This window comes from Sphingomonas sanguinis NBRC 13937 (genome assembly GCF_001591005.1).
Classification (GTDB): domain Bacteria; phylum Pseudomonadota; class Alphaproteobacteria; order Sphingomonadales; family Sphingomonadaceae; genus Sphingomonas; species Sphingomonas sanguinis.
This window is the reverse complement of the sequence record NZ_BCTY01000004.1, coordinates 56469-68990: the sequence shown is the minus strand read 5'-3', so window position 1 is coordinate 68990 and position 12522 is coordinate 56469. Positions and strand designations below refer to the sequence as shown.

The window sequence follows — 12522 nt, the reverse complement described above, 5'->3', positions numbered from 1 at the left end:
AGAGAGATGATGAGATTTGCACGCATAGCGGTTCTGACCGGCCTCGCCATCCTCGGCACCTCGTTCATTCCGTCGCCGTCCTGCGCCGATAGCTGGGCGTTACCGACGACTCGGACCTTCACGTCCTGCCATGGGCAAGCACGTGTCATCGTCGTTCCGCGCGACCTGGAAAGCCAGCTCGCCTATTTCGAGGACAAGGTGAAAGGCGTCGAACCTGCGGGGCAGGCGGAAACCGGGCCTACCCAGGCGACCGCGCGGGTCGAAACGTGGAGGGACAACACTTGGCGCAAGGTGTGGGACAAGCCGATCATCAATTTCGTCGCGCCTGTCGAGGTGATCGTGCGCGATGACGGCCGCTACACCGTCACCTTCGATAACTGGCATACTACGGGCTATGGTCCGCATGCCGTGGTCATTTATGATGAGAGGGGTGATAAGGTTCGGGCGCTGGCCCTGTCCGACATGATGCCGCAATATTATATCGACGCACTCCCCCATTCAACCAGCTCGATCCGGTGGCGGGGACAGCCACGCTTCGCGTCCGATGGCCGGGTCGTCATCCCCATCATCATTCCAGCGATCGAGTCCTTAGGCGAACGGGCCTATGTCGAGATGATCATCGATCCATCGACCGGCGTCACGTCGCCCGCCAGCGGCCTGGCATGGGAGCAGGCCCTGGCGACCGGCCGCCAAATCCATGCCGAACAGGTGGCGGAAGCAGCACAGGAAAAGGCTGCTTTCCTCGCCCCATTGCTGGGCCCCGCTAAGAATGAACAGGGCGAATGGCACGGCTATCTGCTCGAAGCAGTGGAGCGCGTGACCCACGGCGCGGCGTTTCCCGCCACCAAGGTCCTTCGCGATCCCAAGGCGGCGGATTATGCCATCACCGAGACATGGCTGCGTGAAGCCGTGACCAAGACTTATGCCGACCATGTCGCGCTGGCGTCCCTCTCTTCGTCCAATCTGGTCCCCGTCTTGCGCAAGCTCGCCGCGTCAGTTCCCCGAGGCTCACTGAGCAAAGTCACGCTCTATGTCGCGGCGCGGGCCGATGTCTGGCCGGACGTACGCCAGGCGATGGCACCGACCGGCGTCAGGCTCGTGCAGCTCAACCCCGACCGGCCGATCCCGCAAGCCGCCTCCCGCATCGCGCAAAGGTACGGCCCGTATAAATGAACGGCTGGGCCAATGACGCGTTGATCGGCCATGCCCCAGTCCAATATCGCCATGCTGCGCGTGACGCTCGGCCGCCACGTCTCCCTTCGCGCCAAGATTCAAGTGACACCGGTGGGCTTGTTGGCGATCGGCGGGCTCGTATCGTCGATCCTGCTGTCGACGGCCATCCTGGTCGGCGTGGCGACGCGTCACACGCCCGACCGCCACTGATTCTTACACCGGGGCGGCATCGGCCCCGGCGCCGTAATGGTGCCAGGTAAAGATCGCGAGCGCGCTGCGGTGGGGGCGGAAGGCTTCGGCCAGCGCGCGGACCTGCTTCTCTGACGGGCGCGTATCATGTCCCAGGATGCGCCCCATCTCGATCTGCACCGCCAGGTCGCCTGCTGGCCAGATATCGGTGCGCCCTTCCGCGAACAGCAGATAGACCTCCGCCGACCAGCGGCCGATACCCTTGACCGCGACCAGCTTGGCGATCGCTTCCTCATCATCCTCGGGCAGGTCGGACAGGTTCAGGCGGCCGCTCGTCACCTCCTCCGCCAGGCTGCGCAGATAGCCCGCCTTTTGCCGCGAGATGCCAGCACCGCGCAGTTCTTCATCGGTGACGCCGTGGAGCCGGGTCGGATCACTCGCATCGCCAAGCAGCTCATGCAGCCGCCGCCAATGCGCATCGGCCGAGGCGACCGAGACCTGCTGGCCCAGGATCGTGCGGACCAGGGTCGCATAACCGCGCGCTCGGATGCGCGGCGCGGGATAGCCGATCCGCTGCAACGCCGCCGCGATGGCGGGCTCGGCGGCGGCGAGCGCATCCATGCTGTCGCGAATCTGTTCGGCACTCAGGCCCATGATGCTTGATCCGTGCGTTCAGGCCCGGCAGAGGCGCTTGCAACATCAGGTCCGACAAGGAGAATGGACATGCCCAAGCTTATCGTCGTGACCCGCGACGGGGAAGAACGCGAAATCGACGGCGAGGCCGGACTGTCGGTGATGGAAGTCATTCGCGACGCCGGTGTCGACGAACTGCTGGCGCTGTGCGGCGGATGCTGTTCCTGCGCGACCTGCCATGTGCATGTCGATCCGGCCTTTGCCGACACGCTGCCAGCGATCGGCCCGGACGAGGACGACCTGCTCGATTCGACCAGCGACCGGGACGCAACCTCGCGCCTGTCGTGCCAGCTGCCCTTCGGCGCGGCGCAGGACGGGATGCGGGTACGGATCGCGGCGGAAGACTGACGGCGCATTGCGTCGGAACGTCGGAGGCGGGGTTTCGGCCCCGCCTCTTTTTTTGCGCGCAGAGGCGCGGAGGGCGCAGAGGTGCCGTCCTGTTGGGTGGCATTCCGGCTTATCCAAGAGATTGTGTTCGCGCGGAGACGCGGAGGCGCGGAGATGTCCGGCGCGGGGCAAGCGGAGCCTGCCATCACGACCGGCAGACTTTTGCGGCGGCTCGCGAGGATAGAGGGGCCTTGCGGCCAGACACACCATCTCCGCGCCTCCGCGTCTCCGCGCGAACCCTCATCCCGTGGCCTTCGACTTCGCTCAGGCTGAACGGAGTTAGGGAATGGTGGCCGCGCGTACCAACAGCCGTCCACGCTGAGCGAAATCGAAGCGCACGCCCGGCGCTTGCCACTTCTACTCTCTGCGCCCTCCGCGCCTCTGCGCGCAAAAAAAGGCGGCAGGGTCCACCCCCGCCGCCCGCCAAATCACCGCGCCGCCACCGCGTACAGCGCGATCGCCGCTGCGTTCGAGACGTTCAGGCTTTCCACCTTCGAGCTGATCGGCAGCTTGGCGAGTTCGTCGCAATGCGCCTCGGTATTCTGGCGCATGCCTTCGCCCTCGGCGCCCAGCACGATGCAGATGCGTTGCGTACCCATCGCCTGGGCCAGCGTCTGGTTGGCATGGCCGGTCAGGCCGATGCGCCAGAAGCCCGCTTCCGCGATCTCCTCCAGCGCGCGCGCCAGGTTCACCACACGCACCCACGGCACCGTCTCCAGCGCGCCGCTGGCCGAACGGGCGACCGTGCCCGATTCGGGCGGCGCGTGGCGGTCCTGGGTCACGATGCCCACCGCGTCGAAAGCGGCGGCCGAGCGCAGGATCGCGCCGACATTGTGCGGGTCGGTCACCTGATCCAGCACCACCAGCGGCCGCTGGTTATCCTGCACCTCATGCAGCAGGTCGCCCAGCCAGATATCCTCTAGCGGATCGACCTCGGCCACCAGGCCCTGGTGCGGCGCGTCGGCCGGGACCAGGCGACCCAGGTCCGCCGCATCGGCAAAGGTGACCGGCAGGATCGGCGGCAGGTCGAGCGCGGCCAGCGCCTCGCGCGTGCCCCAGATCTTGCGCACCGTCCGGTTGGGGTTGGCGAGCGCCGCCGTCACCGCATGCCGTCCCCAGAAGCGGGGGCGGTTGGATGAAGCCTGGCTGGGGCGATGTCCTCGGCGTGCCATCAGTCGTCGTTGTCCGTGTAGTCAAAGGGCTTGGTCGTCGCCGGCTGCGTCGGCACCGGCGGGCGCGGCAACGCCTTGTCCGCATTCGCCGCCGCGAGCAAGACCCCGGCGAGCACGACCGAGGCCTGGCGCATGTCGTCGGCCTTCAGATGGTCGAAGGTATCGGCCGAGCTGTGATGCGTCCGGCTGCCATAATCCAGCGGGTCCTGGATGAACTGGAAACCCTGCACCCCGACCGCCTGCATGAAGACATGGTCGGTGCCGCCGGTCGTCCGCTGCACGACGTTACCCGCGCCCATTGCGGCATAGGGCGACAGCCATTCCTTCAGCAGCGGCACCGCCGCCGGGTTGTTCTCGGCATAGATCCCGCGCAGCTTGCCCGAACCATTGTCGATGTTGAAATAGGCCGCCAGTTCATCGTAGCCCGGCTTGGGCGTGATCGGCCAGCGATTGGTCCAGCCATAATAGCGCTTCAGGCCCGATTGCGGCGCATCGTCGGGGCGACCGCGCGACGCCAGATGCTGTTCGACATAGGCCATGGAGCCGAGGATGCCCTGCTCCTCGCCCGACCACAGCGCGAAGCGGATGGTGCGCTTGGGACGCTGGCCAGTCGCGGCCAGGATACGCGCGGCCTCCATGATCATCGCGCTGCCCGCCGCATTGTCGGAAGCGCCGTCGCCCGCGACCCAGCTGTCGAGATGCGCACCCGCCATCACATAACCCGCCTTGGGGTCGGTGCCGGGGATTTCGGCGATGATGTTGTAGGCGTTGACGTCGCTATCGTCGTAGCGGACGTCGCTCAGCACCTCGATCGTCGGCGCGGGGCCGGTCTTGGTCAGGCGCGCGAGGCGGCGATAATCCTCTGCGGCCAGCTCGATGCCGGGGACGGCGGGCGTCTCGCCGCGCCCGAACAGATAGCCTTCGCCATGCACCAGCTTGCCGTCGCGGTAGCTCTGCGTGACATAGGCGACCGCGCCCTCGGCCTTCAGGAACGCATCCAGCTTCTGCGCGAAGTCGAGCCGCTTCAATCGGCGGTCGGCACTGTCGGGATCATGCTCGGGCTGCACATAGACGTCGAGCTTGGCGATGTCCTCGCCGGTCAGGCGGCGGAAGGGCGCGCCGGTCTGCTCGTCGCCGGTGCCAGGCATCGACACCATGACGATCTTGCCGCGCAGCTGGCCCCGGAACTTGTCGAAATCCCGCTCGCGCTTCATCGGCGCGACGATGACCGGCGCGGTCACCGTGCCGTTGGTGCCCGGCGTCCAGGCGATGGGGATCGCGGTCAGCTGCAGCGGGCGGGGCGACACCATGCGCACGCTCGCCCGCTCGATCGACCAGCCGCGCCCGAACGCGAAGCCTTCCTTGTGGACGTTCTTTAGACCCCATTTCGCGAACTGTTCGGCGGTCCAGCCTTCAGCGGTGCGCATCGCCGGGCTGTTGGTCATGCGCGGGCCGATCACGTCGGTCAGATGCTGCGCGGTCTGCATGACCTGGCTGTGGTTCATCCCCTCGTCGATCAGCCGGTTGGCGACGGTGCGGTCCTGCGCGGAGGCCATGGCGACAGGCAGCAAGGCAGCCGCCGCCACCGCGGCGAGCAAGGATGGGCGCATATCGATCATTCCCCCGGTCATTTGTCCTGATTGGGTCAAAGGCTATGGCCCATCGCCTGGCGATGCAAGCAAGCGGATCAAGCGTCATCCATGCAAAATGCACAAATCGGCGTTGACAGGCCGCGCCAGCTTCGGCATTGGGCCCGCCTCGCTCCGATGGAGTGACACCCCGGAAGGGTGGCCGAGTGGTTAAAGGCAGCAGACTGTAAATCTGCCCGCGTGAGCGTACACTGGTTCGAATCCAGTCCCTTCCACCATCCCCGCCGATCGGCTAGGGTCGACCACGGCGCCGGATCTGAGCGGGTATAGCACAATGGTAGTGCAGCAGCCTTCCAAGCTGAATACACGGGTTCGATTCCCGTTACCCGCTCCATCCCCCCAACGCGATCAGCACCCCTTCCCGCCACGTCATTCGTCGCACAACGCTTGACGCTTACGTCAGCACGCGCCACTCCGCCCGCGATTGTTCCCGTTCAGGAAAGAGTTGCGCGTCATGGCATCGGTCAATTTCGACATCCCCCACACCCTGGGTCATGCCGAAGCGCGGCGCCGCATCGAACAGGGCCTGCCCAAGCTGGAATCCAAGATCCCCGGCGGTGGCCAGGTGACCTCCGAATGGCCCGCCGATGACCGGCTGATGCTGACCATCATCGCCATGGGCCAGACGGTGAAGGCTGACATGAACATCGCCGACGATTCTCTGCGCGGTACGGTGGCGATCCCCATGATGCTGTCGATGATGGCCGGACCGATCGGCGACTTCGTGAAGACCAGCGCCGAGAAGATGCTCGCCCGGGCGTAACGACGCGACGACGTCTGGCCTTCCTCTCATTCCGCCCCTGTAAGGGGAGGGGACCATGCTCGGCTTGGTGGAGGGGTGTCACCGCACGCGTGAACGGTCTTTCTTCGCCGACCGGGACACCCCTCCGTCAGGCCTCCGGCCTGCCACCTCCCCTGCAAGGGGAGGAAAAGGATTGGCTTCCCAAGGCACCACTCCCTGATAGCCCCCACCGCCGAAGCCGCATTCCCCCTTGCCCCACCGGGCCCGAACCGCCACCATTTGCGGCGATGCCCACATTGCCCGCCGTCACCACCATCGCCCAGACCATCCAGCTGTCGCTGGCGCCGGTTTTCCTTCTCGCCGCGATCGGCCAGTTGCTGAACGTGCTGGCCGGGCGGCTGGCCCGGGTGATCGACCGGGCGCGCGGGCTGGAGATGATGATCCACAAGGTCGATGACGGGCCAGAGCGCCTGCGCCACAAATGGGAGCTGCGGCTGCTCGACCGGCGCATGTCGATAATCAACGCCGCCCTGTTCCTGGCGGTGTCGAGCGCGGTCATGGCCTGCATCGTCATCGCGGTGCTGTTCATCGCCAACCTGGGCAAATTCCATATCGGCACCTGGATCGCACTGGCCTTCATCCTGTCGGTCTGCCTGCTGACCCTGTGCCTGGTCGCCTTCATGATCGAGGTGCGCATTTCGCTGCGCGCCATTCACGTCCGCAAGGAAATCCTGGATTGATGTCTTCGCAGGCCGAACGGCGCGCGCTCCAGGTCGTCGTCGCCATCGCCTGCCTGGTGCCGCTGGGCATCGGCGGGATCAGCGTGGTACGCGGACCAGACTGGCTGGGTCATGCCCCCGTCATCCCGACCGATCTGGACAGCCAGTTCCGCTATGTCTCCGGCATCTTCTTCGCGCTGGGCCTCGCCTTCACCAGCTGCGTGCCCGCGATCGAGCGCAAGGGCGCGCGGTTCCGGCTGCTCGGGCTATTGGTCGTCGTCGGCGGGCTGGCGCGGATGCTGTCCTGGGCCAGCATCGGCGCGCCGTCGGTGGGCCACCGCTTCGGGCTGGTAATGGAACTGGGCGTCGTCCCGCTTCTTATGCTGTGGCAGGCCCGCGTCGCGCGGGCGACCCGCTGAATTCAGGAGCACCGCGATGCGCTTTTCCGACCGGCATTTTATCGTCACCGGCGGCACCTCCGGCATCGGCCTCGCGACCGCGCAGCGGCTGATCGCCGAAGGCGGACGGGTGCTCGCCACCGGACGCAGCCCGGACCATATCGCGGAGGCTCAGGCCGCGCTGCCCGGCGCGACGATCCTCACGCATGACGCCGCCGACCCCGATGCGACGGCGACCCTGATCGACGCGGTACGCGATTTCGCCCCGCAAGGGCTGGACGGTGCCTTCCTCAATGCCGGGATCGGCCGGTTCAAGACGCTCGATGCGATCGATGCGGACGAATTCGACGCGCATTTCGACCTGAACGTCCGCGCGCCCATGCTACAAGCGCAGGCGCTGAGCCCCGTGATCAAGGATGGCGGCGCGATCCTGTTGATCGGATCGGGTACGGTCGGCGGCGGACGCGCCGATGCTTTGGTCTATGCCGCCAGCAAGTCCGCCATCCGCCAGGCCGCGCGCAGCTTGGCCACTCAGTTCGCGCCGCGTGGGATTCGCGTCAACGTCGTCGCCCCCGGCGCGACCGAAACCCGCTTCCACACGCGCGGCGGCATGAGTGATGCCGACTTGTCCGCATACAAGGCCAAGGTGTCGAAGGCGGTGCCGCTCGGCCGCCTGGGCAAGCCCGAGGATGTCGCGGGCGTCGCCTGCTTCCTGCTGTCCGACGATGCCGCCTATGTCACCGGCTCGGAATACCGGGTCGATGGCGGGCTCACCATGGCATGACGAATGGGGGCATGACGAATGGAGGCATAACGATCATCAGATGGATCGCCAAGAGCCTGGCGCTGATCCTGATCCTGGTCGGCTTGGCCGCGACGATCGTGCCGCATTATCTCGACCGGCTTTATTACGAAGGACCGGAGAGCGGCCATTATGATGGCGCACGTTTCTTCAATCCCGATGGTGATGCCGATACCTTCCGCATGCCCAAGCGCGGCGGGCGTCGTGGTTTCCTGTGGAGCCAGTTGACCGGCGACGATGGACGCCCCGCCTGGCCCGAGACGGTTTCCGTGCGCCAGAGCAAGCCGGAGCCGCGCGTCGACGGACAGCGCATGGTCGCGACCTGGATCGGCCATGCGACCGTGTTGGTCCAGACCCAGGGCCTCAATATCCTGACCGACCCGATCTATGCCGAGCGCGCGGGCCCCTTCGGCGTCGGCCCGAAACGCGTGGCAAAGCCGGGCGTCGCGTTCGACGACCTGCCCAGGATCAATCTGGTCGTCATCAGCCACAATCACTACGATCATCTCGACCAGGCGGTGCTAAAGAAACTATGGCAACGCGACCGCCCGCTGATCGTGACCAGCCTGGGCAATGACAGCGTGATCGGACAGGTCGGCGTGCCCGCCACCGCACTCGACTGGGGCCGAGAAAAGGCGATCCGGCCGGGCGTGTCGGTGGTGGTCACGCGCAACCATCATTGGGGCAGCCGCTGGTTCGCCGACCGCAACCGCGCGCTGTGGTCCAGCTTCGTGGTAAAGCTGCCCGGCGGCAACATATTCTTCGCCGGGGACACGGGCATGGGCGACGGACGCTGGCCGGAAGAGGCCGTGAGGCTGGGGCCGGTCCGCTTGGCGTTATTGCCGATCGGGGCGTTCCGCTTCGAGCCCGGCCAGATGGCGTCGGGCAGCCATATCGGCCCAGCCCAGGCGGTGCAGATTTTCGAGCGGCTGGGTGCCTCGACCGCCATTCCCATTCACTGGGGCACGTTCCGCTTGTCCTACGAGGGCTATGACACGCCCCCGCGCCTGCTCGACGCAGCGATGCGGTGTTCGCAAGCGCGGCCGGGCGCGACGTTCGCGGCCGCCCCCCTGGGCCAGCCCATCGTGATCGGCCCGGTCGTTACGCGGCCAGTCGCAGGACGGACGGATGATGCGGAAATGCGCCGCTGCCTGAATACGCCACAGGTTCGCGCCTTGAGATAAAGACTTTATCCAGTTTAGTTTTTCCGTCGCGCAACATCCGAAAGGGACTATATTTCAGATGCAATAGATTTTTGACGACCAAGACTCCCAACACCGAATGGTAGCACATCCCCCCAGGCCAAAAAGATTCGGTACAGGGAGAGAATCGATGAGCTATCATAAGTTCGACGAAACCGAAGTGGCCAACGCACTTGCCTATGCCAAGTATAGCCATGAATTCATGGTCAATCAGGCCGGAGACCATTTCGATCTTTCGCAGGCAGGCGAAATGGCGGTGCTTGCCCACTGTATCAGCGTGACGGTGAAGGATCACAAGATCTGCCTCGAGCTGCCCAAGCCCATCAGCAAGCAGTTCTGCATCCCGATCCCGGTCAAGTTTCCCGACGGCACCGCCGCCCAGGCCTGCTTGAGCATTTGCACGATATTCGGGATTCCGCGTGGCGTGAAGGTCACCATTTCGATCGCGGGCATCACGGTCATCACCAAGGTGTTCGGCAGCTGCTGAATCGCCGACCGGCCGGTCCCACAGGGTCCGGCCGGTTTCCTTGGCCGGAAATGCCGAAGGCGGGGTGACGAAACGGGAACAGATACCCATATTCCCTTTCATGGCGATCCAGATCCGCACCACCCTCGACGAGCCCGAAACCGGGGTCAGCTTCATCCCCCACCGCCCGTCGCGCCCCGAAAAGGCGGAAGGCGGCAAGCGGTTCGAGCTCGTCACAGAATATACCGCCAGCGGCGACCAGCCCGCTGCAATCAAGGAACTGACCGCCGCCGCGCGCGCGGGCGACAAGGATCAGGTGCTGCTGGGCGTCACCGGCTCGGGCAAGACCTTCACCATGGCCAAGGTGATCGAGGAGTTGCAGCGCCCCGCCCTGATCCTTGCGCCCAACAAGATCCTGGCGGCGCAGTTGTACGGGGAGTTCAAGAACTTCTTCCCCAACAACGCGGTCGAATATTTCGTCAGCTATTACGACTATTACCAGCCAGAGGCCTATGTGCCGCGTTCCGACACGTACATCGAGAAGGAAAGCTCGATCAACGAGTCGATCGACCGGATGCGCCACTCGGCGACGCGCGCGCTGCTGGAGCGCGACGACGTCATCATCGTCGCCTCGGTGTCGTGCCTCTATGGTATCGGCTCGGTCGAAACCTATTCGGCGATGATCTTCGACCTGAAGAAGGGCCAGAGCGTCGACCAGCGTGAGATCATCCGCAAGCTCGTCGCGCTCCAGTATAAGCGCAACGACGCCGCCTTCATGCGGGGCAATTTCCGGGTGCGCGGCGACAATCTCGAAATCTTCCCCTCGCACTATGAAGACTCGGCCTGGCGCGTGTCCTTCTTCGGTGACGAGATCGAGGAGATCGTCGAGTTCGATCCGTTGACCGGCAAGAAGGTCGCCAGCCTCAACTCGATCCGCATTTACGCCAATTCGCACTATGTCACGCCCGGCCCGACGATGAAGCAGGCCACGGAGGCGATCAAATTCGAGCTGACCGAGCGGCTGAAAGAACTGGAGATCGAGGGCAAGCTGCTGGAGCGCCAGCGGCTGGAGCAGCGCACCAATTTCGACCTGGAGATGATCGCGGCGACCGGCAGCTGCAACGGCATCGAGAATTACAGCCGATTCCTGACCGGCCGCCTGCCCGGCGAGCCGCCGCCCACGCTGTTCGAGTATCTGCCGGAAAACGCGGTGCTGTTCGTCGACGAGAGCCATGTCACCATCGGCCAGATCAACGGCATGTCGCGCGGCGACCATCGGCGCAAGATCACGCTGGCCGAATATGGCTTCCGCCTGCCCTCGGCGATCGACAACCGGCCGCTGCGCTTTAACGAATGGGACGCGATGCGCCCGCAGACGGTCAGCGTCTCGGCCACGCCCGGCAATTGGGAGATGGAGCAGACCGGCGGCGTCTTCGTCGAACAGGTCATCCGCCCCACCGGCCTCATCGACCCGCCCGTCGAGATCAAGCCGGTCGAAGAGCAGGTGCAGGACCTGATCATCGAGGCGCGCAAGACCACCGAACTCGGTTACCGCACCCTGGTCACCACGCTGACCAAGCGCATGGCCGAGGACCTGACCGAATATATGCATGAGGCGGGAATCAAGGTCCGCTACATGCACTCCGACGTCGAGACGCTGGAGCGTATCGAGCTGATCCGCGACCTTCGCTTAGGCGTGTATGACGTGCTGATCGGCATCAACCTGCTGCGCGAAGGGTTGGACATCCCGGAATGCGGGCTGGTCGCGATCCTCGATGCGGACAAGGAAGGCTTCCTGAGGTCCGAGACCTCGCTGATCCAGACGATCGGGCGCGCGGCGCGCAACGTCGACGGTCGCGTGATCCTCTATGCCGACCGGATCACCGGATCGATGGAGCGCGCCATGTTGGAAACCTCGCGGCGTCGCGAGAAGCAGATGGCGTACAACACCGAACACGGCATCACGCCGCAGACGATCCGCCGCCAGATCGGCGACATCATCGCGCATGTGGCGTCGGGCGACCAGGTGACGGTGCCGATCGACGAGGACCGTCCGCACATGGTTGGCCATAACCTGCGCGCCTATATCGAGGAACTCGAGAAGAAGATGCGCAAGGCCGCCGCCGACCTCGAATTCGAGGAAGCGGGCCGGTTACGTGATGAAATCCGGCAGTTGGAGAATGAGGAGTTGGGCTTGCCCGTCCATGAGCAGAAGGCCCCGATCATGGGCCGCTCCAACGAAGGCAAGCCGGGGACGCGCAAGACGCGGTTCGGGAAGAGCAAGAAGTTCGCGAGCGGGCGGAAGGCGAATTGATCGTTGGGGGTGGGCTGCTTGGCCTTTGCCCTCCCCCATCCCCTCCCGCCTGGGGGAAGGGTGCGCTACCGGGCCAGCGCTAAGGCGCTACGTCTGAGGAAATCTTGCCGCTGCCAAGGGCACGCCCCTCCCGCAAGCGGGAGGGGATGGGGGAGGGCATCGCCCCAAGGGCCACCCTCCAAAATCTCACCCCAAATCCAAGTTCTCGGTCCCCACCCCATAATAACCCGCCACGCGGTCGGCATAAGCCTGATCGAACACCGGCGCATTGTTGGACCAGCTCGGCCCGCCCTCCAGCAAACGGCGATCCACGGTGATGACATACTGGTCACCCACCGGATCGAACTGCAACAGGCTGAACGGCACGGGGTAGAAGCTCTTGCCCATGCCCAGGAACCCACCCAGCGCCAGCACCGCGTGGGTCGCGCGGCCAGACCGCTTGTGGACCATGAAGGCATGGACGCTGCCGATGGAGTCCCCATCGCGGCTTTCCAGCTTCAGCGTGCCCGAGACGGTGGACTGAACCAGGATCAGGGTCGGTGTGTCGTGTTCGGCCATATTAACCTCCGTTTAGCCGGATGAACCGCCGGAGGCGGGCCCGGTTCCGACGCCCGCC

General features: G+C 65.2%; 14 protein-coding genes and 2 tRNA genes. 12 read left to right on the top strand and 4 right to left on the bottom strand.

Features of this window, described 5'->3' with window-relative positions; all coding sequences use genetic code 11:
• Positions 1–6: 6 nt before the first annotated feature.
• Both SSA01S_RS03795 and SSA01S_RS03790 read left to right on the top strand, forming a co-directional pair.
• Positions 7–1173, top strand: coding sequence for a hypothetical protein (locus SSA01S_RS03795; RefSeq protein ID WP_061779288.1), 1167 nt, complete (start codon positions 7–9; stop codon positions 1171–1173).
• Between the two features lie 30 nt (positions 1174–1203).
• A complete protein-coding gene (locus SSA01S_RS03790; protein WP_061779287.1) occupies positions 1204–1383 on the top strand; it encodes a hypothetical protein in 180 nt (59 codons plus the stop codon).
• Between the two features lie 3 nt (positions 1384–1386).
• Here the strand turns inward: SSA01S_RS03790 and SSA01S_RS03785 are convergent, their stop codons facing one another.
• Positions 1387–2016, bottom strand: a complete 630-nt coding sequence (locus tag SSA01S_RS03785; protein ID WP_061779286.1) for a DNA-3-methyladenine glycosylase family protein — start codon at positions 2014–2016, stop codon at positions 1387–1389.
• A 69-nt stretch (positions 2017–2085) separates the two neighbouring features.
• Here SSA01S_RS03785 and SSA01S_RS03780 point away from each other — a divergent pair, with 69 nt between their 5' ends.
• A complete protein-coding gene (locus SSA01S_RS03780) occupies positions 2086–2403 on the top strand; it encodes a 2Fe-2S iron-sulfur cluster-binding protein (protein ID WP_061779351.1) in 318 nt (105 codons plus the stop codon).
• A gap of 467 nt (positions 2404–2870) precedes the next feature.
• On the opposite strand, the gene rlmB is transcribed toward SSA01S_RS03780, so the two are convergent.
• Together rlmB and SSA01S_RS03770 are read right to left on the bottom strand one after the other, a co-directional pair.
• Complete coding sequence (gene rlmB / locus SSA01S_RS03775) at positions 2871–3614, bottom strand: 23S rRNA (guanosine(2251)-2'-O)-methyltransferase RlmB (protein ID WP_061779285.1); 744 nt, start codon at positions 3612–3614, stop codon at positions 2871–2873.
• On the bottom strand, positions 3614–5224 hold the full coding sequence (locus tag SSA01S_RS03770; protein ID WP_061779350.1) for a M20/M25/M40 family metallo-hydrolase: 1611 nt from the start codon (positions 5222–5224) through the stop codon (positions 3614–3616). Before SSA01S_RS03770 ends, rlmB begins: the two co-directional genes overlap by 1 nt.
• Positions 5225–5395: 171 nt before the next feature.
• Between SSA01S_RS03770 and SSA01S_RS03765 the strand changes: the two genes are divergently transcribed.
• The 9 genes from SSA01S_RS03765 to uvrB all read left to right on the top strand — a co-directional run bounded on the left by SSA01S_RS03765 (position 5396) and on the right by uvrB (position 11906).
• Positions 5396–5481, top strand: a tRNA-Tyr gene (locus SSA01S_RS03765).
• A gap of 42 nt (positions 5482–5523) precedes the next feature.
• A tRNA-Gly gene (locus SSA01S_RS03760) sits at positions 5524–5597 on the top strand.
• A 120-nt stretch (positions 5598–5717) separates the two neighbouring features.
• On the top strand, positions 5718–6026 hold the full coding sequence (locus SSA01S_RS03755) for a polyhydroxyalkanoic acid system family protein (RefSeq protein ID WP_058715717.1): 309 nt from the start codon (positions 5718–5720) through the stop codon (positions 6024–6026).
• 266 nt (positions 6027–6292) lie between these two features.
• Positions 6293–6745, top strand: a complete 453-nt coding sequence (locus SSA01S_RS03750; RefSeq protein ID WP_058715716.1) for a DUF2721 domain-containing protein — start codon at positions 6293–6295, stop codon at positions 6743–6745.
• Positions 6745–7143 (top strand): DUF4345 domain-containing protein, encoded by a 399-nt coding sequence (locus SSA01S_RS03745; protein WP_061779284.1) that lies wholly within the window; start codon positions 6745–6747, stop codon positions 7141–7143. Before SSA01S_RS03750 ends, SSA01S_RS03745 begins: the two co-directional genes overlap by 1 nt.
• A gap of 16 nt (positions 7144–7159) precedes the next feature.
• Positions 7160–7906: an SDR family oxidoreductase gene (locus SSA01S_RS03740; RefSeq protein WP_061779283.1), complete on the top strand. Its 747-nt coding sequence runs from the start codon at positions 7160–7162 to the stop codon at positions 7904–7906.
• Positions 7907–7917: 11 nt separating this feature from the next.
• Positions 7918–9108 carry an MBL fold metallo-hydrolase gene (locus tag SSA01S_RS03735; RefSeq protein ID WP_061779349.1) on the top strand — a complete coding sequence of 397 codons (1191 nt, stop codon included), beginning with the start codon at positions 7918–7920 and terminating at the stop codon, positions 9106–9108.
• 148 nt (positions 9109–9256) lie between these two features.
• Positions 9257–9613, top strand: coding sequence for a hypothetical protein (locus tag SSA01S_RS03730; RefSeq protein WP_061779282.1), 357 nt, complete (start codon positions 9257–9259; stop codon positions 9611–9613).
• A 100-nt stretch (positions 9614–9713) separates the two neighbouring features.
• Positions 9714–11906, top strand: coding sequence for an excinuclease ABC subunit UvrB (gene uvrB, locus SSA01S_RS03725; protein WP_061779281.1), 2193 nt, complete (start codon positions 9714–9716; stop codon positions 11904–11906).
• A 186-nt stretch (positions 11907–12092) separates the two neighbouring features.
• Here uvrB and SSA01S_RS03720 read toward each other — a convergent pair whose 3' ends face one another.
• Positions 12093–12464 (bottom strand): PRC-barrel domain-containing protein, encoded by a 372-nt coding sequence (locus tag SSA01S_RS03720; protein WP_058718338.1) that lies wholly within the window; start codon positions 12462–12464, stop codon positions 12093–12095.
• Positions 12465–12522 lie beyond the last annotated feature (58 nt).